Here is a 21,771-nt window from a genome sequence, read left to right on the forward strand (position 1 = left end):
GTCGTCGGTTCAGCCTTTGCCGGAGCCCAAGCTGCCGGGATTGCTGCGCAGCTTGTCGATTTGATCCTGGCGGGGCGTCAGGCCCAGGCCAGGGGCGTCGGGCATGCGCAGCCAGCCTTGTTCGGGCTGAGGCAGGCCGGTGTAGATCTCGGCCATCATGGCGCTGGCGGCCAAGTGCCATTCCACATCACCGCCGTTCAACAAACCGCAGTGCAGGTGACCGTTGTGGGAAGGGAAAGCACCGCCATTGGCGACCGAAGCATTAAAGCTTTCTGCCAGGGCAAAGATCTTGCGCGATTGAGTAAAGCCACCGGAGATCAGCACGTTGGGCTGCAGAATATCGACGGCCTGCTGCATGAGCAGGTCACGGAAACGGTAGGACTGGCCTTCGTTTTGACCGGCAGCAATGGTGATGCCTGTACTTTGGCGCAGTTCGCGCAAGCGGCCGGTGTCGTTCTGGGTGATAGGTTCTTCAAAAAAACCGACATCCAGATCGCGGGCATGGCGGGCGATCGTTTTGGCATGCATGTAGTCCAGACTGCAATTGCCATCGATGTACAAAGGAATGTCAGCCGGGATAGCCTCACGCACCAGACTCATGCGGCGCATGTCCTGGCGAATCAGTTCTGCCAAGGGACGGGGTTCGTCACGGCGTTGCAGGCCATGATGGCCAACCACCATTTTCAGGCCCTTGAAGCCTTGGTCTACGCAGTCCAGCGCAACCTTGACGAGTTCTTCCTCGTTTAAAAACGCAAAGCCGAAGGTGGCGTAAGCCGGGACTTTTTCACGGGCGCCACCCAGCAGTTTCCAGACCGGCAGGCCCAATGCTTTGCCTTTGATGTCCCACAACGCGATGTCCAGCGCCGAGATGGCGTGCATGGCGTAGCCGGTTTGACCGCGAGGGCACACATTCCAGTACATGCGATCCCACAGGCGCTCTGTGTTCAAAGGGTCCTGGCCGATCAGGTCGCTGGCCAGAATGTCATTGATAGTGCTGGCAACCGGGTGTTCTTCGGTAATGGCGCTCAGGCCATAGCCGGTGATGCCTTCGTCCGTCTCAATTTCTACATGACAGATGGCCAGATTGCTGGGCTTTTTGATACCGGCGCTGTCGAACGCAAAAGGCACGTTCAAGGGGATTGCGCGTACTGCCGTGATCTTCATTTCTTCAGTCTCCTCACACTTTTTTTGATGCGTATGCATGTAATTGTTTTAGGTTTATAGCGTTTTGTGTCAAGACTGATCAATGGTGTAAACCCTTGATTTAATTGATATATAAACGCTTTATCTGATATATCAAAGCTGGGTTTTTAGCAGTCGGGATGCTTGTTCTTTTCCGGGTGAACCGATTTCAAAACAGGGTGGCAACAGCGTTTATGGGGACTTTTAAAAAGGCGTTGGGGAATAGAAAAAGCCCTGGCAAGCAGAGCTTGGCAGGGCCAGATAAAAGCTGAGAAATGCAAGAGTGCGCGGTGCTATTTTCCGCGTAAATTTTGCATCTGTCGGCGGTCCCGTTTGGTCGGGCGACCCGCATCAAAATCCAATGCGGGCTCGGGAGCTAAACGGCGTTGCTCGGCCGCCTGTGCGCGGCGCGTGCTACTTTCTTCCGTCTCCTGATACAACTGACGGGCGACAGGTGCGGGGCCGCGTACACCGCTCAGGGCTTGTACTTGCACCTCCATAGGCGGGGTCTCTTTGCGCAGCGTAATCAGATCACCGATACAGACTTCACGGGCAGGCTTGGCTGTTTGCTGATTCAGCAAAACACGCCCTTTGGTGATTTCTTCGGAGGCCAGGCTACGCGTCTTGTAAAAGCGCGCCGCCCATAGCCATTTATCGAGTCGTAATTTGTCCATACGCTATTGTAAATCCACACCGGGTTTAGGGCACAGGAGCGGCTTAATGCAGTTCTACCGCCGTGGCTTGCACGGCCTGGGCTCGGGGCAAGCGCAGGCGAAGCAACAGGATCAGACTGAGTACCGTCAGCAAGCCCGCCCAGAACATCACCCGGTGAAAACCGTCTGCCCATGCCTGTTGTACCGCCTCCATCCAAAAGAAGGGGTCTGCAGACGCTGGCAAGTTGACGTGGCCAGAGGTGATGATGTGATGGGCCTGTTCCACATCAGGGCGGGCGGGGCTCAGACGGCTGGCCAGGGAGGAGACCGCTCCCTGGCTCATCAAGGAAGCCAACAGGGCCACGCCGAGCGTCATGCCGGTCTGCCGAAGGGCATTGGTGGTGGCCGAAGCCATGCCAGAGCGTTCGCGTGGCACCAGGCCCATGACTAGCGTGTTGCACCCCGGTACCGCTAAGCCCATGCCCACGCCCAGTAACACCAGCGACGAGCCAGCCAACCAGTAGGAGGAGCCCGGTTGTAGCAGCAATAGCAACCAGGAACCCGCCGTCATGAAGATAAAGCCTGCTGCTAATACCCACTTCAAGCCAATCCGCTGACTGATTGCGCCAAAACGTGAGGCTATCAAGGCCATGCCGATAAATTGCGGAGCCAGCCCCCAGCCGGTTTGAGTCGCAGTCCAACCCAGTGCCTTCTGAAAGAACAAAGACAGGAAGAACACATTGCTATAAACCGCAAAGCCCAGCACAAAAGAGGCGATGCTCACCACATTGAAGCGGTAGTCCCTAAACAGGCTCAAGGGTAAAAGTGGGCGAGCGACACGGGTTTGAGCATAAATAAAGGCCAGGAAGCTGACTGCGGCCAAGGTCAAGGCGCGGAGGGTGGCGGCCGTGTGCCAGCCCTGTTCTCCGGCGCAGATCAAGCCGTAGGTCAGCGCACCAAGCCAGATGATGCTCAGCAATTGGCCAATAGGGTCAAAGGCCGCATGTTCTGGGTGGGCGGATTCATCAATGCCCCATAGGCCCAGGCCCAAGGTCAGCAAGCCCAAAGGCAGATTCAAGCTGAAAATAGAGGGCCAGTCGGCCAGGTCCACCAGCACACCGCCCAAAATTGGACCGAGCACCAGGGCCAGCGCGCTAAAGGAGGACCAGCCACCAATTACCCGGGCGCGTTCAGCAGGATTGGGGAAGGCGTGAGTCAGAATCGACAGGGCGCCGGGGATTAGTAGGGCTCCAGCGATCCCTTGAACGACGCGGCCCCAGAGCAAGGCAGGTAGCGTGGTGGCCAGCGCGCACATCATCGACCCAACCGTAAAGGCCAGCACCCCGAGCAACCAGCTTTTCTTGCGGCCATACCGGTCGCCCAGCAAACCGGCTGACAGCATGAAAGCGGATAAGCACAGGGCATAGGCATCCACGATCCACTGCAATCCGGCCATATCGGTTTGCAGTGCTTGCTGCATGCGGGGCAGGGCTAGATTCACAATGCTGATGTCCAGGCTGACCATGAAGGTCCCCAGGTACGTGGCAATGGTCAGAGCCAGTCGACGAGTCATGATATTTACTAAATAAGAACTATTATCACGACTATAAAATATTGACTGACTGTCAGTCAATGGAAAATAAATAGGCTGGCTAAAATAATGCAGTGATACTTGCTGGCTCTGCCCAGCGGGTACTAATCCTTACTTTGAAGACCATGACAGTCGCCAAAACACCTCGTACCCAACCCTCTGAAGTTCGCCGTCGTGATTTGCTGGAGGCGGCGGCTGCCTTGTTTTTGCAGCAGGGTTTTGACGCGACGCCGGTAGACGATATTGTGGCGCGGGCAGGGATGTCCAAAGGCTTGTTCTATCACTACTTCAGTTCCAAGCAGGAACTGCTGGCAGCATTACGCGAACAATTCATCCAGCAATTTCATGACCGGGTGCAAACGGCGCTGGAGCGGGCTCCCCAGGATGATTGGGCCGAGCGTCTGGCCTGTTGGACGCGTGCGTCGGTACAGGCGTATCGGGACACCCTGGATATGCATGATTTGGTGTTTTCGGACCATATACGCAGTAACTACCAGGGCGAACGAAATACGGTAGTGGAACCCCTGCTGCTGATTTTGAATGGGGGCCAGAAAGCGGGTGCGTGGTCTGTTGATGATGTGGAACTGGCTGCCTGGGTAATCTATCAAGGCATGCACGGCGCGGTCGACAATATGGGTCTGGAAAGCGCCCAGCAGTGGGATGCAATGGAAAAAAATATGGTGAAGATGTTTGTTTCCATGCTGGGCGTGACGCCGTCCCGCCCAGCGTAATACGCCTTTTTTTAACGAAACTGAAAGTGTTCGTTGTGAAAGGTCCAGGAGTCCGCTGGCAAGGTCTGTTTTAGTTCTCGTTGCAACTGCTTGCCCATGGCTGCGGGACCGCAGAACCAGATATGCAAGGGCTGGTCTGCCTGAAAGTACTGCAGCGCCTCTCTGGGGGACCATCGACGACCGTCTGCGTAGATATCCAGATTCACGTCCGGGTGTTGCTCGGCCGCTTTGCGCAGAGCGTTTGCGAGTGGGTCATTGCCGTACTGACACGCATATTGCAGGTAGGCATGGGGAGCGTGACCGTCCTCGTGATCCTGGCTTAACCAGGATAAAAATGGTGTTGCGCCCACCCCGGCACCAACCCAGACGTGAACCCCCCCGTCATCTTTATTGGGCTGGAGGAATTGGCCATACGGGCCGTCCAGCTCAATCGCTTGTCCTGCATTCAGCCGTTCTGGCAAGCTGCGCGTCCAATCCCCCAATTGCTTGATGTGAAAACGCACGATGCGATTGTCCTGATCGGCATCCGAGAGCGTGAAGGGGTGGGATTCGTACTCGCCTTGCAAACGTAAAAAGGCGAATTGACCGGGCTGATGCCCAGGCCAGGAGGTATCCATGCGGCATTGCACTTTCAAGACGTCTCCCTGCTCCGTACAGGAGATCACCGTACCCGAGTGTGGGAAGTCCGGGTGCAGGTTGCGCCACAGCTGAATCAGGGCTGCAACGGTTCCGATCACCATACTGATGGCCAACAGCCAGCCACCAATGCCATACCAATACGCAGGGGGTGTCAGGACGACGGCATGAAAGATCAGAATCAGATAGGCAATAGGCATCAAGCGATGCAGGCTGTACCAATGTTTATAAGACACGGTACGGCGTGCCAGTGTGATGATCAGCACCACGATCAGCGCGTAAAACGTCCATTCGCCCAATGTTTTGGCATAGGGTTTGAGCAGGCTGATCCATTCAGGAACGGGGTCTTTGACCAGTTTGCCGTTGGTGCCGATAGCTGCCGAGATCACGGATTTGGATTGTTTGCTAAGCCAGTGAGCCAGGCTTAACAAAATGGCGAAGATGCCCAGCCATTTGTGCAGCTTGTAGGCCTTGTCCATACCGCCTAGCCAGGGTTCCAGGCGACGTGGGCGCAGGGCTAATACCATGATGGCCGTCATAAAGCCCAAGGCCAAAATACCAGTTAGCAGCATGCCTTCTTGGCGGATTACCCACAGATCATCTCCGGGTGGAGAAGGGGACAACCAGAAGGCTTCAACAGCCCAGATCAGAAAAAAGGAAGCAAGCAGCAGTAAGAGCGGGCGGCGCATGGACTTATCCGGTTAATGAGATAGCCGGGCGCTGCACGCGTTTTGCAAAAGACAAGACCGACGCAGCGCACCGGAGACATCTAGTGATGTTAGTACGCTGCCTATGGGTCTTTAGGGTAGGACAACAGAGAGCTTTGAGAAAACTCAAAGCATCCCTAAATTGTTGTTATTTAAAGTATTTGTTAATGATTCTGGTTGCTGTTTACCGCAGCGATCTGTGCTCAGGTTTGCTGTTCAGGGACTAAAAGGGAGGCCAGATCCAGCAAGGCATCATCCTGATGCGGTAGACCGATCAGTTGCAGACCCAGCGGCAGGGGCGTGTTTTGCTCCGGGGCAGGCAGGCTCAAGGTAGGCCATCCCAGCAAGGACCAGGGGCGGTTCAAGATAGAAGAGCCCGTACTGTCCAAACCGTAAGGCGCAGGGCCTGGAGCAGCAGGTGTCAGCAAGGCATCGAAATGGCCATAGCGATCCTGCCATTCCTGCTGTAGCTGGCGGCGGCGTGCTTGCCAGGCGTGGTAGTCCGCTGCGGGCAGATCCAGGCCACGCTGAATCGCTTGTACCGTCACGGGACGCAGTGCATCCGGGCTGGCTTGCCAGACGGGCAATAGGCTGCGCGCCATTTCATAGCCCATGATCTGACCTTGCAGGATCAGCAGCTCTTTAAGTTGGGGATCGGCAGGCAAACGCTCTACCTGAGCCCCTTGTTTTTCCAGATGCAGACAGCCTTGGTCCAAAGCGGCCAGTGCTGCGGGCGTAATGGGGCCCAGGTCTTTGCCATCCAGGACGCCAATGCGTGGAGCAATCGGTGTACTGGCTTCGGGCAAGCCTTGCAGCACACTGGCAACTTGGCGCAGCACGCTCAGTTCCCGGCTGAAGTAGCCGATGGTGTCCAGGCTGTCGCATAACAAGAAAAGCCCGCTGCGATGTACTGCAGCAAAACTGGGTTTGAAACCCAGAACGCCGGTGAACGCAGCGGGGCGCATCATGGAGCCCCCAGTTTGGGTCCCCAATGCAAAATCAACCATGCCTGCAGCCACGGCAGCAGCCGAACCACTGGAAGAACCCCCTGGCGTATGCTCCAGATTCAGGGGGTTGCGGGTCGGGCCTGGCGCTGCATAGGCAAACTCGGCAGTCACTGTTTTACCCACGGCAATGGCACCGGCCCGGCGTAGCAAGGCTACACAGGCGGCATCGCGCTCCGCAGGCAGCGCATTGGGAAAATGCGCGCCGTAGCGGGTGGGCATGCCTTGAACATCCAGCACATCTTTCACGCCAAAGGTCAGGCCCGACAGGGGGCCTTCGGGATGGGTGCTAAGACAGGTAGTGGGATCAGCCAACCAGGACCAGGCCTGGATGGACTGGTCCTGCAAAGCGAGAGGGGAAGCGTGTGCAGTCATAAGGTCCAGCAAGAAACTATTGAATCGAAATGTTCTGTGCTTTGATCAGGGCTGTCCAGCGCAGGGTTTCTTCTTTCACAAAGGCGCTGAATTCCTCAGGAGTGCCACCGACTACTTCCGCACCTTGCGATTCCACAATTTTGCGGTATTCCGGGTCTTTCAGTGCATCGTTAACGGCTGTGTTCAGTTTTTCCAGAACCTCAGCAGGCAAGCCAGCCGGAGCGATCACGCCAAACCAGTTCGATGCCACCAGATCCACACCTTGTTCTTTGAAGGTAGGGGTATCAGGCATAGCTTTTAGACGCTCTTCAGAGGTCACGCCCAGAACGCGCAAACGAGGGTTGTCGATCTGCATGTGCGGCAAGAACAGACTGGCCAGTTCCAGGTAGAACGAGATATTTCCGGCTAACAGATCGTTCGATGCTGGAGCACCACCACGGTAAGGAACGTGCACGGCGTCAAAACCGGACGTGGCCTTGAACTGCTCGGTCAGCAAGTGCGATGCACCGCCTGCACCGGTGGAGGCATAATCCAGTTTTTGGGGATTCTTTTGGCCGTCGGTAATCAGATCAGCCAGGGACTTGTAGGCAGAGTTGCTGTTGACACCCAGGGCCATGGCACCGCGTTCGATCAGGGCGATGGGCTGCAAGTCCTGCTCGGGATCAAAAGGCAGGTTGCTGCCGTACAGCGCCTTGTTCACCGACATGGGGCCAAAGTTGCCCAAGCCAATGGTGTAGCCATTGGGTTTAGCGCGGGCAATCATGCTGGTGCCGATATTGCCGCTGGCACCGGGTTTGTTTTCCACCACAATTGTCACGCCCAGACTCTCGCTCATTTTCTGAGCCAGCATGCGTGAACGGGTGTCAGAGCTGCCACCGGCAGCGTAAGGCACCACAAAAGTGATGGCTTGCGAAGGATAGGCTGCGTCGGCCATGGCCGAACCGGAGCCCAACAACGTCAGAGCCAGCAAGCCGCTCAACAAAGGGGCGCGATGTTTGAATACCGTCATGTTCATCTCCTGCGGTGGGCCAGCCTTTGCAGTGACGTGCAGATGGCCCTGTTATTTGATAAGTGTCAGGACGGATAGTAGATACGGCTTATTATGTTGTCTAATATTAAAAATAACTGTTATTAATTTGTTTTTGCACTTAATTGGTGGCTCTATGTTGGACTCTAAGTTAAGCGATATGTTTTTGATTCTGGCGGAAGAATTGCACTTTGGTCGGGCTGCCCAGCGTCTTTTCATGACCCAGCCACCCCTGAGCCAAGCCATACGTAGATTGGAAGAACAGGTGGGCGCCACCTTGTTTATTCGCACTACGCGCACCGTGCAATTGACGGCGGCGGGGGCGGAGTTGCAACGGCGTTTGCGCTTGATTGGCACGGAGCTGGAGCAGACAGTGCAAGCGGTACAGCAAGTGCATCGGGGGGAGACGGGCATGTTGCGCATTGCCCTGACCCCCAGCAGTGCCTATGCCGGAGTGTCCAAGCACTTGTATCGCTTTCGCCAGGATTTTCCGCAAGTGGATATGCAGGTCTACGAAATGAACTCCAGCGATATGCCTGCCGCCTTGTATGAACGGCGGGTGGATGTAGCCTTGATCCGGCCTTCCTTTGCCGTACCGGATCTGAATCCGCAGGTAGTGGAATCCGAGCCCATGATGTTTGTGCTCAGGCGTGACGATCCGCGAGCTCAAGAACATAGTCAGGGGCTGACGCTATTTCAGGCTTTTTCTTACGAAATGGTGGCCTATTCACGCCAGCAGTCGCGCTACTTTCACCTGCTTCAACAGCGGCTATTGCAGCGTTCGGGTTGCTTGCCGCGCTTTGTGCAAGAAAGCATGGTGCCCACCATTCTGATTATGGTTGAAGCGGGTATTGCTCCTGCCATCGTTCCCGCCTCGCTGGCACGCTTGCGTACGGATACCTTGGTGTATCTGCCCTTGCTGGATGCGGACGATATTGCAGCCGAGCTGATGAGTGCCCATGTCTCTGACAACACTAACCCGGCTCTAGTGAACTTTTTGGATGTGCTGGAGCAAGATCGCTCACTGTGACTGGCGCGCCGCCAACCATTCCCGCATGGATTGGCCGGTGCGTTGTCGAAACAAGCGCGACAGGGCCGATGGATTCGCATAGCCCAGATCCAGTGCAATGCGCTTGGCGGACTGACCTTGAGACAGTCTTTGACAGGCTAGAGACAGACGCCATTGAGCCAGATAGTCTGCGGGCGTATCGCCCACCCAGTGCTTGAATTGGACGGCGAACGCGCTGCGCGATAATTTCGCCTCTTGGGCCAAGGATTGCACCGTCCAGTCCCGGCCTGGATCTGCCTGAATGGCCAGCAAGGCACGAGCAACCGGCGGGTGCGATAAACCTCGAAACAAGCCCACAGGGATATCGCAGCGGTCAGGATGATCAAACAGCCAGCGCAATAACTGCAACAGCACAATCTCGAACAGGCGGTCTGCCAGCAAGCGGTGGCCGCAACGGACCGATTCCGTTTCTGCAAACAGCAAACCCAGGGCCTGCTCCAAACCTGCTGCTTCGTCCAGCGGCACCACAATCAGATCTGGCAAGGAGCGAGCCAAGGGATGATGTTCACCGCCATCAAAGTCCAGCGTGGCGCAGGTGAAGTCTGAGCCTTCATTGGGCAGATCGTAAAAAGCGTGTTCCAGTGGCCGGGGATAAAACAGCAGGCTGGGACGATCAATCGTCATGACCTCAGGCACGGGATCGCGCGGATCATGGCGCACGCTTAATTGCCCATTGCGCAGAATATGCAGAAATGCGCGTCCTGGCTGGGCGGCGAATCGGGTCACGCCGCATAAAGAGCCGTTGTAAAACAAATGGGCTCGGACCCGGAATTGCTCCAGCAAAAGCGAAAGGCGGTCTAGGTTCATCTCAATACCCTATCTGGATGAAAAGGTAAGTTGTCGGGACTAATCTTATCCAACAATCCTGTTATTGGCGAGACACTATCCCTGTTCGCTTCTTTTCGGCCACAACGGCCTACCTCAACAGGAGATCTCCATGTCCCGTCTTACTTTGCCTGAAGTTGCCCAAGCTCCCGCCGCCAGCCAGCCTGCTTTGCAAGAAATTCAGAAAGCATTTGGTGGTAGCGTGCCGGCCATGTTCCGCATGGTGTCCAATTCGCCCGCGGCCTTGCGCAGCATGTGGGGTTCCTTCGGCGCCTTTGCCGGTGGTCAGCTGGGTGCCAAGCTGGTTGAACAACTGGCCATCGCGATTGCGGATCGGAACCGTTGCGAATACTGCCTGGCGGCTCACAATGTATTGGGTGCCAATGCGGGCCTTAGCCCTGAAACTCTGGCCCAGGCCCAACGTGGTCAGTCCGATGATCCTCGCACGGCCGCTGCGTTGAAATTTGTGCTCAAGCTGGTGGATGAGCGCGGACAAGTGTCTGCCGCTGATGTTCAAGCCGTGCGCGATGCAGGCTTTTCGGAAGGTGAAGTGGTTGAGCTGGTTGCCGTGACTTCGTTGAACCTGTTCACCAACTACATCAATAATGCGCTGGACGTGCCGGTCGATTTCAAGGTCGTTGAACTGACCGCCTAAGTCTCTGATGTGATGACCCGCTTGCACTGAGCCAGCGGGTTTTTTTATGCCTGTTCGAGCTGTGATGCTAGCGTGCCGACAGGGGGCCGTGATTGAGCGCAGTCAAAGGCTGGTTCACATCAAAAAACCGCGAATCGATCTGGCTGATGCCAAAGCCATTGAGCCGCTTGCTGTGCTTGTCCAGATAGGCCTGTGCGCTGCTTAAGTCCTTAAACAAATAGACGCCGCCAGCGCGGGACTGCTCTTGATTTTCCGTCCAGATTTTCCAGATTAAGCCGGGCTCCTGGGAGATGGATTGCGCCAGCTCCTGCATGGCGGCGCTCATGTCTGCGCCCCAGGGGCCGGAGTAAGGAAAGTCAACATACAGCAGGGTCGTCATGGCAGGCTCCATATCAAAATACGTGTCGAGCATCATACCTTGATGTACTAAGCATCCAGAACTGTCTCTTATTTGTCATGGGACGTTCAAAGCGCCGCCGTTGGCTGGCTTAGGCCCCCAAGGCGGCGTATAGTTTTTCTTTTGCTATTTGCTGGTGGAAGCCTTCATGTCTTGGACCGCTTTGTTGTTGGTTGTATGCGCTGCGTTCATTCATGCGGGTTGGAACTTGCTCTCCAAACGTGCGGCAATGGCTGGGGCGCACTTTGTGTTCGCCTACTCCTTTTTCGCCATTCTGTTCTATTTTCCCATCATGCTGTGGGTGGTCTTCACACAGGGCAATATGCCCTGGACGACGGAGACCATCACCTGTTTGCTGCTCAGCTCCCTGTTGCACATGGGCTATAGCCTGAGCCTGCAAAAAGGCTACCAAGTGGCTGACCTGTCGGTGGTGTATCCGATTGCGCGCGGCACCGGTCCCATGCTCTCGTCCATTGGCGCTTTCATCTTGCTGGGGGAGCCGGTACGGCCGTTGGGCGTGCTGGGTATCTTGCTGGTGGTGATGGGGATTTTGCTGATCGCAACCCAAGGTAATCTGCGCCGTTTTTTCAGCCCTGCTGCACTGGTGGGGGTGCGTTGGGGCATGCAGACGGGGATTTTGATCGCAGCCTATACCGTCGTGGATGCTTACGGCGTCAAAGTGCTATTGATATCGCCTTTCTTGCTGGACTGGTTCAGCAATGTGTTGCGTCTGGGCATGTTGTCGCCCTTCATTGCCCGACGTGGCCGGCAAGGCTTTGTGAAGCTCAAACCCTACTGGAAGCTGGCCGCTGCAGTGGGTTTTCTGTCGCCCATGTCCTACATTCTGGTCTTGCAGGCGCTCAGCATGGGCGCTCCCTTGTCCATGGTGGCCCCGGCGCGTGAAATGTCCATGATGGCCGGTACGGTGCTGGGCATGATTGTGCTGCGCGAGAAAGCCAATGTCTGGAGCCTGCTGGGTTGTGCCGTCATGATTGCGGGGGTTATTGCCCTGACTTCTGGCCCGCTTGTCTGACCGCTCTCTTGAAATATAGCGGGCCGTCCCTATCTGTCTGCAATAGGGCGCGTTCAAGCGCGCAGCAATCAACCCACTTTTTGCTTTTTCACCATGAGCCAGACTGATACTGCGAATACGTCCGAAACCCTGGGTTTCCAGGCTGAAGTCAAACAATTACTGCATTTGATGATTCACTCCTTGTATAGCAACAAGGAGATTTTCCTGCGTGAGCTGGTTTCCAACGCATCGGATGCCTGCGACAAACTGCGTTTCGAGGCCATCGACAATCCAGCCCTGCTGGAAGGCGATCCGGAAATGCGCATCCGCGTGGAATTTGATAAAGAGCAGCGCACCATCACCTTGTCCGACAACGGTATTGGTATGTCTCGTGATGAGGCCATTTCCAACCTGGGCACGATTGCCCGCTCGGGCACCAAAGAGTTTTTCTCCCAGCTGACGGGCGACAAGCAAAAAGACACCCAACTGATTGGTCAGTTTGGCGTGGGCTTTTATTCCTCCTTTATCGTGGCCGACAAAGTATCGGTGCTGACTCGCCGTGCTGGTCAGGATCACGAGGCGGTATTGTGGGAATCGACCGGCGAAGGCGAGTTCTCCATTTCCGCTGCTGAAAAAGCCGAGCGTGGTACGACTATCACCTTGCATCTGCGTGAAGGCGAGGACGATTTCCTGGACGGCTGGCGCTTGCGCAATGTGCTGCGTCGCTACTCGGATCACATCTCTTTGCCCGTGCAAATGCGCAAAGAAGAGTGGGACGAAGAAAAGCAGCAGCAAGTTATTCAGGACGAATGGGAAAGCATTAACCAGGCTAGTGCCTTGTGGACACGCTCCAAGTCGGAGATCACCGACGAGCAGTACCAGGAGTTCTACAAGCACATTGCTCACGACTACGAGAACCCGCTGACCTGGACGCATAACCGGGTAGAAGGCCGTAGCGAATACACCCAGCTGCTGTTTGTACCCAAGCAAGCTCCTTTTGACCTGTGGGACCGCGATGCCCGTCGTGGCGTAAAGCTGTATGTGAAGCGCGTGTTCATCATGGACGACGCCGAGCAACTGTTGCCTGCTTACCTGCGCTTTGTGCGCGGCGTGATTGATTCCGCCGACCTGCCGTTGAACGTGTCGCGTGAAATCCTGCAAGAAAGCCGCGATGTACGTGCTATCCGCGAGGGCAGCGCCAAGCGCATTCTGTCTTTGCTGGAAGATCTGGCCGAGAATCAGCCCGAGCAGTACGCCGAATTCTGGAACCAGTTTGGTCAGGTTCTGAAAGAGGGCACCGGCGAAGACATGGGTAATCAGGCACGTATCGCTGCTTTGCTGCGCTTTGCGTCCACTCATCAGGAAGGCTCGGCTCAAGTCGTGTCCCTGAACGATTACATCGGCCGCATGAAGGAAGGTCAGGACAAGATTTATTACGTCACTGCCGATACCTTTGCTGCTGCCTCCAACAGCCCGCATCTGGAAGTGTTCCGCAAGAAAGGCATCGAAGTTCTGCTGTTGTCTGATCGCGTGGACGAGTGGATGCTTTCCTACCTGCGTGAGTTTGAAGGCAAGCAACTGGTTTCCGTGGCCAAAGGTGGCCTGGATCTGGATGCGCTGGCTGATGAGGAAGAAAAAAAGCATCAGGCCGAAGTGGCAGAAACCTTCAAGCCCTTGGTCGAGCGTTTGCAGACCACATTGGGCGACAAGGTGAAAGAAGTGCGCATTACCGCCCGTCTGGTCGATTCCCCCGCTTGCGTGGTGGTGGATGCCAACGAACTGAGCCCGCACTTGCTGCGTATGTTGCAAGCTGCTGGTCAAGAAGCTCCGGAGGTCAAACCGATTCTGGAAATCAATCCGGAGCACGCTTTGATCGCCAAGGTTCAAGCCGCTGATGACGAGGCTTTTGGCGAGTGGGCACAGTTGCTGCTGGAGCAGGCCATGTTGGCTGAAGGCGCTGCCTTGCAAGACCCCGCCAGCTTTGTGAAGCGGGTTAACCGACTGCTGTTGAATTTGCAATGATGTTTTGGCCGACCTAGGTCGGCCCTATCGCAGTTGATCAAGCCCCGCTGCCTGGATATCAGGCAGTGGGGCTTTTTCATGTCCTGAGCATTGGTGCAGGGTAGAGGCGGTTAGAAGCGTACAGGCGAGTCAGTGATTCGTTGCCTTATTGTTGAATCGAAAACGAGAATTGTTTTTGTTTTGGTTTGTATTGCGATGTATCAATACAACACTTTTTGGTAAAAAAGACCTTAATTTTTCCTGAATTCAGGAAAACGTCATCTTTAGCTTTTGGGTCTTAATAAGAATGATTAACATTAGCGACTCCAAGATCCAACATTCGCTGAAGGCATAAATTTCTTTCATCACCCGGCTAACGGCGTGTAAGGGGGAGGTATTGCCCTTTAAAAAGCGATATCACCCCTTATCGGAGTTGAAGATGTCCTTCTATTCTGCACAGCCGCCTCGTCGGTTTGTTGAGACGGTTTTGTCTGCCGCGCTTTTTGCTGCCCTGTCCAGTCCTGTTATTGCTCAAACCGCCGATCCAGGTGTGACAGAGCTGCAGTCGATCAAGGTCCAAGGTGCGGCCGATGCGAATGGCATTGATGGTTTTCAGGCCCATAAAGCGCAATCGGTGAAGTTTTCCGAGAGCCTGCTCAATACGCCGCGCTCTATCACCGTGATTCCGGAAGAAGTGATCCGGGACCGTGGCGCCACTTCCTTGCAAGATGTGTTGCGCACCACGCCCGGCATCACTCTGGGTTCGGGCGAGGGTGGCACTCCAATGGGTGACCGTCCCTTCATCCGTGGTTACGAAGCCAGTACTGATATTTTTATCGACGGCGTGCGTGATTACTCCCGTGGCTCGCACGAGACCTTCAACCTGGAGTCGGTTGAAGTCTTGAAAGGCCCCAGCTCGGCGTACACAGGCCGTGGTGGTACTGGCGGTAGTCTGAACCTGGTGACCAAGTCCCCCAAGCTGAAAGACTTTTTCCAGGTGGAAGCCGGCTACGGCACCTCGGACCAGTATCGTCTGACGGCGGACGGCAACTATGCCTTCTCGGACACTGGCGCCATTCGTCTGAACCTGATGCGCATGGGTGGTGAAGTAGCAGGCCGTGACGGCGTGAAGATTGATCGCTGGGGCATTGCTCCTTCCATCGCCTTTGGCCTGGGCACGCCAACGCGTGTGACGCTGTCTTACTCGCGTCTTGAAAACAAGGACATGCCGGATCTGGGCTTCCCGTTCAAGAACGCAGCCAATCCTGATCGTGTGACTCCTTTGGAAGCCGACCGCGACACCTTCTACGGTCGTCGCAATGTGGATTTCCGCAAGTACATTGCTGATACGGCCTCGGCCAGTGTCGAGCACGATCTGAATGATCGTTTCACGGTGCGTAACGTCACCCGTTACAGCAAGACCCTGAACCACTACCTGATGACGCGTCCGTCCTTTGATAACTGCGTCGCAGGTGCGGGTGGCGCTTGCGCGACGGAAGGCGCTGGCTTGCAGTTCCGCCGCGATGACCGTACGAACTATCGTGTTGCAGAGTCGCTGCTGAACCAGACAGATGTTTACGGCAGCTTCAATACGGGCTCGCTCAAGCACGACATCGTTGCGGGTGTGGAGATCAGCAAGGAGGAAATCCACAATAAGGATATGTCTGGCGGGCCGGGCCAGGAGACCGATTCTTTCTACAATCCTAATCCTAATCGCCAGTACAACTATGCGTTGACCTATGGTCCGAAAACCAAGACCGGGGATATCAAGACACGCTCGGCTTATGTCTTTGACACGATTACGCTGAACGATCAGTGGATGGTGAATGGTGGCTTGCGTTTTGATCGCTTTGAAGCGGACAACACCAAGGAGTCTCGCAAAGACGATATGTGGAACTACCAGTTGGGTGTGGTTTACAAGCCAGCACGCAATGGGTCTATTTACCTGAGTTATGGTACTTCGTCTAATCCGAGTGGTGAAAATCTGGGGCAGGCTGGCGGTGCTGACGGCCCTGCAGGTGGTGCCACACTTCATGACATAAAACCGGAGCGTAGCTATAGCTGGGAGCTGGGTACGAAGTGGGATGTGTTTGATGAAAAACTGTCGCTAACTGCTGCCGTTTTCCAGACAGATAAGAAGGACGCACGTGCTCATGATGTTACGGGCGATGTGACTCTTGCTGGTAGTAATCGTGTTCGTGGCTTAGAGCTGGGAGCTGCTGGCGCCATTACACCTAAATGGAATGTCTGGGCCGGCTATACCTACCTAGATCCAAAAGTCGTAAGTTATCAGGTAAAACAGCGCAATGGTTCGGTAACGGTTTACGACGGCAACCAGATGAAGTTCATCTCCAAGCAGAGCTTCAATATCTGGACAACCTACAAAATCATGCCCGAGCTGACGCTTGGCGCGGGTGCCACTTTTGTGGGCAAGCGCTTTGTGGATGACGCCAATGAATTGAAACTGCCTTCTTACTGGCGTTACGATGCGATGGCACGTTACGACCTGAACAAGAACGTGTCCTTCCAGTTCAACGTCAATAACATCAGCAATGTGCGCATGTATGATGCTTCCCACGTCGGTATTTTTGCCAACGTAGGCCCAGGCCGCTCTTATATGTTCAATGCCTCTTACCGTTTCGAGTAAGTTGCGCCGTGTAGAGTAAAGTCAGATGGGCCGCCTTGCGGGGCGGCCTGTCTGTTTCTTGCTTTGCCCTTTATTCCTTTTGTTTTGGCAGGTGCCCATGCTGATTACTATCCCTGACGTTCTGAATGCGGAACAGTTGCGAGACTGTCGCCAGGCCCTGGAGCAGGCGCAGTGGGAGGACGGGCGCACAACAGCCGGTTATCTGGCCCAGCACAGCAAGCGGAATCTGCAATTGCCTCTGGATGCTGCCGTGTCTCGCCAGATGGGCGAGTTTCTGATGCACGTACTGGGTCAGCACAGTGGCTTTATTGCCGCTGCCTTGCCCCTGCGCATGCTGCCGCCACGCTTTAATCGTTACGAGGGCGGTGGGGAGTACGGCAACCATATCGATAACGCGATTTTTACTGTTCCCGGCACGGCCCAGCGGCTGCGTACCGATGTTTCCACAACCCTGTTTTTCAGTGATCCCGACGAATATGACGGTGGAGAGCTGATCATCGAGGATGTGTACGGTACTCAGTCCATCAAGCTGCCCGCAGGGCATATGGTGGTGTATCCCGGTACCAGCTTGCATCGTGTACAGCCAGTGACCAAAGGGACGCGTTATGCGTCCTTCTTCTGGACGCAAAGCATGGTGCGTCACGCGCATCAACGCAAATTGCTGTGGGAGCTGGATCAGAGCATTCAGCAACTGGCCAAGCAGAATGCGGATGCCCAGGAACTGTCACGCCTGACGGGGATTTATCATAATTTGCTGCGTGAATGGAGCGATGTCTGATCGCCTGGAGCTTGATTGACCATGTCCCAAGAACGACTGCACCCACTCAGTAACATCCCGGCCCAGATTGCCTGTCTGAGAGATTACGAACCCTATGCCCGTCAGCGTATGCGTGCGCAGGACTGGGCTTACTTCAGTGCAGGGGCGGCGGATGAGTTGACCTTGCAAGACAACCTGGCCAGCTTCGGGCGCTGGGGCTTATGGCCTGCTGCTTTAAGCAAGTTTGATCAGCCCTCAACCCGCTTGACGCTGCAAGGGCAGTCCATGGATTACCCGATTCTTCTGGCACCCGTGGCGTATCAGCGCTTGGCTCACCCTGAAGGTGAATTGGCCAGTGTGCTGGGTGCAGGTGCGATGGGGGCGACTAGTGTAATCAGCATGCAGGCTAGTCATTCCTTTGAAGAGATTGCGGCACAGGCGCACGCCCCTTTGTGGGCGCAGTGGTATTGGCAAACGGATCGCGCATTTACGCTGGATTTGCTCGGGCGGCTTGAAGCGGCGGGTTATGCCGCGCTGATGCTGACAGTGGATGCTGCGGTGAATGGTGTGCGTAATCAGGAGCAGCGTGCGGGCTTTGCCTTGCCTGATGGTGTGGACGCCGTGAATCTGCGGGGTGCTCCCAGGCAGCAGGCGGTTTTAGGTGCAGCAGGTACCAGCCCTTTATTTGGCAGTGGTTTGTTAAATACGGCGCCGACCTGGGATGATCTGGCCTGGTTGGTGCAGAACAGTCCTTTGCCCGTTTGGGTGAAGGGAGTCATGCGGCCCCATGATGCTCAGCAAGCCCTGGATATGGGAGTTGCCGGGATTGTTGTGTCCAATCATGGGGGGCGAACTTTGGATGGTGCGCCCGCTTCTGTGGACGTATTGGCACAGGTTTGTCAGGTCGTGCAGGGCAGGGTGCCGGTCTTGATGGATGGTGGTATTCGACGCGGAACAGATGTGCTCAAGGCATTGGCGCTTGGTGCAACCGCTGTAATGATTGGCCGTCCCTATATATACGGTCTAGCTGCTGCAGGAGCGGCCGGTGTGGCGCATGTTCTGCATATTTTGCGGGCAGAACTGGAAGTGGCGATGGCTCTGACGGGTTGCAATACCTTGGCCGATATTGGCCCTGAGCTGCTTTATCAGCCCTGATCTGGCGCTGCTTGTGGCTTGGGTTCCAGCTCTTGCTCCGGCAAGGTCTCTTTGGGCCAGCCATGCTCCCGTTTCACCCGTTCCCAATCAAAGAACGGCCCCGGATCTGTCTTGCGTCCAGGGGCGATATGTTCGTGACCACGTACGGCGCGCAGATCGTGGCGCATGCGCAGCGCACGGCTTAGACGGGACAGCTCCCGATATTGCGCCTCGGTGAAGGGCTCAAAATCGCTGCCTTCCATCTCAATACCGATTGAAAAGTCATTGCAGCGCTCGCGATCTTCAAAGCGAGAGACTCCCGCGTGCCAGGCACGGCGTGTCGTTGGTACAAACTGGATGATGTGACCGGTGCGCTGGATCAGAAAATGAGCAGACACCTTCAGGTCGCGAATATTCTCGAACCAGGGGTGGGCGCTGATATCCAGCTTGTTCTGGAAGAAATCCCGAATATAAGGTCCGCCAAACTCTTGTGGCGGCAGGCTGATATTGTGCAGCACCAGCAAGCTAGGCTGTTCGCCTTCCGGGCGTTCATCCTGGTTCGGTGACAGGGCCCGCAGGACATTGGCATGGGGTTTAAGCCAGCCCTGGCGGTCCAGGTCATAGGCGTGGTGCATGCGAGCCATCTGATCAGCTGCGCGGGCCGCGCTTGGCGTGTTCCAGGCTGCACCAGGTGTGATGATTGCTCATCAAGGCTTCAGAACGTGGCAAATAAATACCGCAATGCGCGCAACGAACCATTTCCTCTGTACCGCCTTGCTTGCGCGGTGGGCGCATGGTGGGGTTGGGAGGGTTGCGCTTGCGGGCCTTGTTTTGCGACACGATGCGGATAACGATCATGGCCACCAAAATGGCGACAACCCAAAATAGGACTTTACCCAATTTTCCCTCGTTGCAAGATGACGTCTAGTACAAAATGGCTGCCGGTATAGGCCAGGAGCAGGAAGGCAAAGCCAGCCAAGGTCCAGCGCAAGGCAACACGCCCACGCCAACCGTACTGTTTTCGCCCCCATAATAAGCCACCAAATGTAACCCAGGATAGCAAGGTAAAGACAGTTTTGTGGTCGGCGGGTAAAAGTTTTCCGTCTATCGCCATCGATACCGCGGCACCACTCAGGATTGTCAGGGTCAGGATCACAAAAGAGACGCGAATCAAACGGAACAGCAATTCTTCCTGCACCAGCAGGGGTGGCAGGGTATCCAATACACGGCTCAGTAGCCCGCGCTGCTCTTGATGCAGAATGGGGCGGTGCAACTGGCGATCCAAAGCGGTCATCAAAATGGCATGCAGGGCCGCCACGGTGCTCAGTCCATAGGCGACCAGCGCAATCAGCAAATGGATGCGCAGCCATTCATTGCCCACATGATTCACGATATGGCCTTCAGGGAAGGCCATTGCCAGCAGGCTGACGATTGTGGCTGCAGGCAGTAGAATGAGCAGCAGGCTGTCCAGACGCAGATATAAGCTTTGGAACCAGAACACGACCATGCCCAGCCAGATTGCCGCCGACAGGGCCAAAGCCCAGCTCAGATGCAGTCCCTGTGGAAGCACAATGGTCAGCAGCAGGCCTGCCCCGTGCACAATGATGGCGCAAAGCAAGGCCACCCGGCTGGGGGCGTTCAGTACGGTTCGGGTGCTGCCGCGAGTCAAAGGACGCCAAAGCGAGATCGACAGCACGATGTACGCCAGTGCGGCGAGCAAGTGAAATACAATACTTGCAGACATAAGTCCCGGATTTCCTGAAAAACGGTACGGGGCGTACCTCAAGTGGCCATTTTATTCTTATTCGTAGACCACACGATAACCTAGTTTAAGCGAACCCAGTCCTATGTTTGAAAATCTGACCCAGCGTATGTCGCGTGTGGTGAAAACCATGCGCGGGCAAGCTCGTCTGACCGAATCCAATACTCAGGATATGTTGAGGGAAGTGCGTCTGGCTCTGCTTGAGGCGGACGTGGCGTTGCCTGTTGTGCGCGATTTCGTGGCACGGGTCAAAGAAAATGCCCTGGGCGTGGAGGTTGCCGACAGCCTGAACCCAGGACAGGCGCTGGTAGGTGTCGTCCACCGCGAACTGACCAACTTGATGGGCGCCGACCTGGGCGAGAACGCCAGTGAACTGTCTTTGGCTGCCCAGCCGCCTGCCGTCATTCTGATGGCCGGTCTGCAAGGGGCGGGTAAAACGACAACCACCGGTAAGCTGGCCAAATGGCTGAGCGAAGGTGGGCACGTTCAGCATGGCCGTAAAACGGGCAAGAAAAAAGTGCTGGTGGTCAGTGCTGACGTTTACCGTCCTGCGGCTATCGAGCAGTTGAAGACGGTGGCCTCTCAGGTAGGCGTGGATTTCTTGCCGTCGGACCCCAGCCAAAAACCCGAAGATATCGCTCGCAATGCCCTGGACCACGCCAAGCGTCATCACTTTGATGTGCTGATTGTCGACACGGCCGGTCGCCTGGGTATTGATGAAGCCATGATGCGCGAAATTCGCGCCTTGTACGATCTGCTCAACCCGATCGAAACTCTGTTTGTGGTTGACGCCATGCAGGGTCAGGACGCGGTGAACGTGGCCAAGGCCTTTGCGGATGCTTTGCCGCTGACTGGTGTGGTGCTGACCAAGCTGGACGGTGATGCCCGTGGTGGTGCCGCCTTGTCCGTGCGTCACGTTACCGGCAAGCCGCTGAAGTTTGTGGGTATGTCGGAAAAGTTGGATGGCCTGGAGCCTTTCCACCCCGAGCGTATGGCTCAGCGCGTGCTCGGCATGGGCGATATCGTGTCCCTGGTGGAACAGGCTCAGCGCAATATCGACATTTCCGAAGCGCAAAAAATCACCGACAAGATCAAGTCCGGTGACAAGTTCGACTTGAACGACTTCCGCGACCAGCTGCAGCAAGTCAAGAAGCTGGGCGATATGGGTTCCTTGCTGGAAAAACTGCCTGCTCAGTTCTCGCAAGCCGCATCGCAGCTACAAGGCGGTCAAGCGGAACAGCAATTGCGTCGTACAGAAGGGATCTTGAACTCCATGACCCCAACCGAGCGCTCCAAGCCAGAACTGCTCAAGGCTTCGCGCAAGCGCCGCATTGCAGCTGGTTCGGGCGTGTCTGTGCAGGAAGTTAACCGCTTGCTGAATCAGTTCGAGCAGATGCAAGGCATGATGAAGCAGATGAAAAAAGGCGGCATGGCCAAAATGATGCGCGGCCTGGGCGGTATGGGTGCCCTCAAAGGCTTGGCCGGTAAAGGCTTTAAAGGCTTTCGCTAAGCGTTCGCCAAACACTGCCGGAATAGCTTGAGCTGTTCCGCGCAGCTTTACCCAAGAAGAAAAGCCCGCTTGATGCGGGCTTTTTTTTGTCCTGAG

20 protein-coding genes are annotated in these 21,771 nt (G+C 55.7%); 9 read left to right on the top strand and 11 right to left on the bottom strand.

Annotation, left to right across the window (positions count from 1 at the left end; genetic code table 11):
- Positions 1–9 precede the first annotated feature (9 nt).
- The 3 genes from AC1RSM_RS09850 to AC1RSM_RS09860 form a co-directional block, all read right to left on the bottom strand.
- Positions 10–1,164 carry a mandelate racemase/muconate lactonizing enzyme family protein gene (locus AC1RSM_RS09850; protein WP_492932004.1) on the bottom strand — a complete coding sequence of 385 codons (1,155 nt, stop codon included), beginning with the start codon at positions 1,162–1,164 and terminating at the stop codon, positions 10–12.
- Between the two features lie 311 nt (positions 1,165–1,475).
- Complete coding sequence (locus tag AC1RSM_RS09855; RefSeq protein WP_492932006.1) at positions 1,476–1,856, bottom strand: RNA-binding S4 domain-containing protein; 381 nt, start codon at positions 1,854–1,856, stop codon at positions 1,476–1,478.
- A 43-nt stretch (positions 1,857–1,899) separates the two neighbouring features.
- Positions 1,900–3,408: an MFS transporter gene (locus tag AC1RSM_RS09860; protein WP_492932008.1), complete on the bottom strand. Its 1,509-nt coding sequence runs from the start codon at positions 3,406–3,408 to the stop codon at positions 1,900–1,902.
- Positions 3,409–3,551: 143 nt separating this feature from the next.
- On the opposite strand from AC1RSM_RS09860, the gene AC1RSM_RS09865 reads away from it, so the two are divergent.
- The gene (locus AC1RSM_RS09865) at positions 3,552–4,157 is read left to right on the top strand and encodes a TetR/AcrR family transcriptional regulator (protein WP_492932010.1); all 606 of its coding nucleotides are present in this window, start codon (positions 3,552–3,554) and stop codon (positions 4,155–4,157) included.
- A gap of 11 nt (positions 4,158–4,168) precedes the next feature.
- Here AC1RSM_RS09865 and AC1RSM_RS09870 read toward each other — a convergent pair whose 3' ends face one another.
- The 3 genes from AC1RSM_RS09870 to AC1RSM_RS09880 form a co-directional block, all read right to left on the bottom strand.
- A complete protein-coding gene (locus AC1RSM_RS09870; RefSeq protein ID WP_492932012.1) occupies positions 4,169–5,482 on the bottom strand; it encodes a ferredoxin reductase family protein in 1,314 nt (437 codons plus the stop codon).
- A 221-nt stretch (positions 5,483–5,703) separates the two neighbouring features.
- Positions 5,704–6,879: an amidase gene (locus AC1RSM_RS09875; RefSeq protein WP_492932014.1), complete on the bottom strand. Its 1,176-nt coding sequence runs from the start codon at positions 6,877–6,879 to the stop codon at positions 5,704–5,706.
- 16 nt (positions 6,880–6,895) lie between these two features.
- Positions 6,896–7,888, bottom strand: coding sequence for a Bug family tripartite tricarboxylate transporter substrate binding protein (locus tag AC1RSM_RS09880; protein ID WP_492932016.1), 993 nt, complete (start codon positions 7,886–7,888; stop codon positions 6,896–6,898).
- A 154-nt stretch (positions 7,889–8,042) separates the two neighbouring features.
- Between AC1RSM_RS09880 and AC1RSM_RS09885 the strand changes: the two genes are divergently transcribed.
- Complete coding sequence (locus tag AC1RSM_RS09885; protein ID WP_492932018.1) at positions 8,043–8,936, top strand: LysR family transcriptional regulator; 894 nt, start codon at positions 8,043–8,045, stop codon at positions 8,934–8,936.
- Here the strand turns inward: AC1RSM_RS09885 and AC1RSM_RS09890 are convergent.
- Positions 8,928–9,782 (bottom strand): AraC family transcriptional regulator, encoded by an 855-nt coding sequence (locus AC1RSM_RS09890; protein ID WP_492932020.1) that lies wholly within the window; start codon positions 9,780–9,782, stop codon positions 8,928–8,930. The two genes, AC1RSM_RS09885 and AC1RSM_RS09890, sit on opposite strands and share 9 nt — an antisense overlap.
- Positions 9,783–9,912: 130 nt before the next feature.
- On the opposite strand from AC1RSM_RS09890, the gene AC1RSM_RS09895 reads away from it, so the two are divergent.
- A complete protein-coding gene (locus AC1RSM_RS09895; protein ID WP_492932022.1) occupies positions 9,913–10,455 on the top strand; it encodes a carboxymuconolactone decarboxylase family protein in 543 nt (180 codons plus the stop codon).
- 67 nt (positions 10,456–10,522) lie between these two features.
- Here the strand turns inward: AC1RSM_RS09895 and AC1RSM_RS09900 are convergent, their stop codons facing one another.
- Entirely contained in the window at positions 10,523–10,870 is a 348-nt protein-coding gene (locus tag AC1RSM_RS09900) for a monooxygenase (RefSeq protein WP_492932024.1), read from the bottom strand.
- A gap of 130 nt (positions 10,871–11,000) precedes the next feature.
- Here AC1RSM_RS09900 and AC1RSM_RS09905 point away from each other — a divergent pair, with 130 nt between their 5' ends.
- The 5 genes from AC1RSM_RS09905 to AC1RSM_RS09925 all read left to right on the top strand — a co-directional run bounded on the left by AC1RSM_RS09905 (position 11,001) and on the right by AC1RSM_RS09925 (position 18,424).
- Positions 11,001–11,885, top strand: a complete 885-nt coding sequence (locus AC1RSM_RS09905; RefSeq protein WP_492932026.1) for an EamA family transporter — start codon at positions 11,001–11,003, stop codon at positions 11,883–11,885.
- 93 nt (positions 11,886–11,978) lie between these two features.
- Positions 11,979–13,886 (top strand): molecular chaperone HtpG, encoded by a 1,908-nt coding sequence (gene htpG / locus AC1RSM_RS09910; RefSeq protein ID WP_492932028.1) that lies wholly within the window; start codon positions 11,979–11,981, stop codon positions 13,884–13,886.
- 418 nt (positions 13,887–14,304) lie between these two features.
- Positions 14,305–16,512, top strand: a complete 2,208-nt coding sequence (locus AC1RSM_RS09915; RefSeq protein WP_492932030.1) for a TonB-dependent receptor — start codon at positions 14,305–14,307, stop codon at positions 16,510–16,512.
- Between the two features lie 97 nt (positions 16,513–16,609).
- A complete protein-coding gene (locus AC1RSM_RS09920; RefSeq protein ID WP_492932032.1) occupies positions 16,610–17,290 on the top strand; it encodes a Fe2+-dependent dioxygenase in 681 nt (226 codons plus the stop codon).
- A gap of 21 nt (positions 17,291–17,311) precedes the next feature.
- The gene (locus AC1RSM_RS09925; protein ID WP_492932034.1) at positions 17,312–18,424 is read left to right on the top strand and encodes an alpha-hydroxy acid oxidase; all 1,113 of its coding nucleotides are present in this window, start codon (positions 17,312–17,314) and stop codon (positions 18,422–18,424) included.
- On the opposite strand, the gene ampD is transcribed toward AC1RSM_RS09925, so the two are convergent.
- Genes ampD through AC1RSM_RS09940 form a run of 3 tightly spaced genes read right to left on the bottom strand, consistent with a single transcriptional unit; the run spans position 18,415 to position 20,147 of the window.
- On the bottom strand, positions 18,415–19,047 hold the full coding sequence (gene ampD, locus AC1RSM_RS09930) for a 1,6-anhydro-N-acetylmuramyl-L-alanine amidase AmpD (RefSeq protein ID WP_492932036.1): 633 nt from the start codon (positions 19,045–19,047) through the stop codon (positions 18,415–18,417). The genes AC1RSM_RS09925 and ampD overlap by 10 nt on opposite strands.
- 4 nt (positions 19,048–19,051) lie before the next feature.
- The gene (locus tag AC1RSM_RS09935; protein WP_492932038.1) at positions 19,052–19,303 is read right to left on the bottom strand and encodes a PP0621 family protein; all 252 of its coding nucleotides are present in this window, start codon (positions 19,301–19,303) and stop codon (positions 19,052–19,054) included.
- Positions 19,296–20,147, bottom strand: a complete 852-nt coding sequence (locus tag AC1RSM_RS09940) for a cytochrome C assembly family protein (RefSeq protein ID WP_492932040.1) — start codon at positions 20,145–20,147, stop codon at positions 19,296–19,298. The genes AC1RSM_RS09935 and AC1RSM_RS09940 overlap by 8 nt, the downstream gene beginning before the upstream one ends.
- Positions 20,148–20,250: 103 nt before the next feature.
- Here AC1RSM_RS09940 and ffh point away from each other — a divergent pair, with 103 nt between their 5' ends.
- Positions 20,251–21,675: a signal recognition particle protein gene (ffh, locus tag AC1RSM_RS09945; protein WP_492932042.1), complete on the top strand. Its 1,425-nt coding sequence runs from the start codon at positions 20,251–20,253 to the stop codon at positions 21,673–21,675.
- Positions 21,676–21,771 lie beyond the last annotated feature (96 nt).

It is taken from the genome of Alcaligenes sp. GW821-FHT11D07 (genome assembly GCF_058808495.1).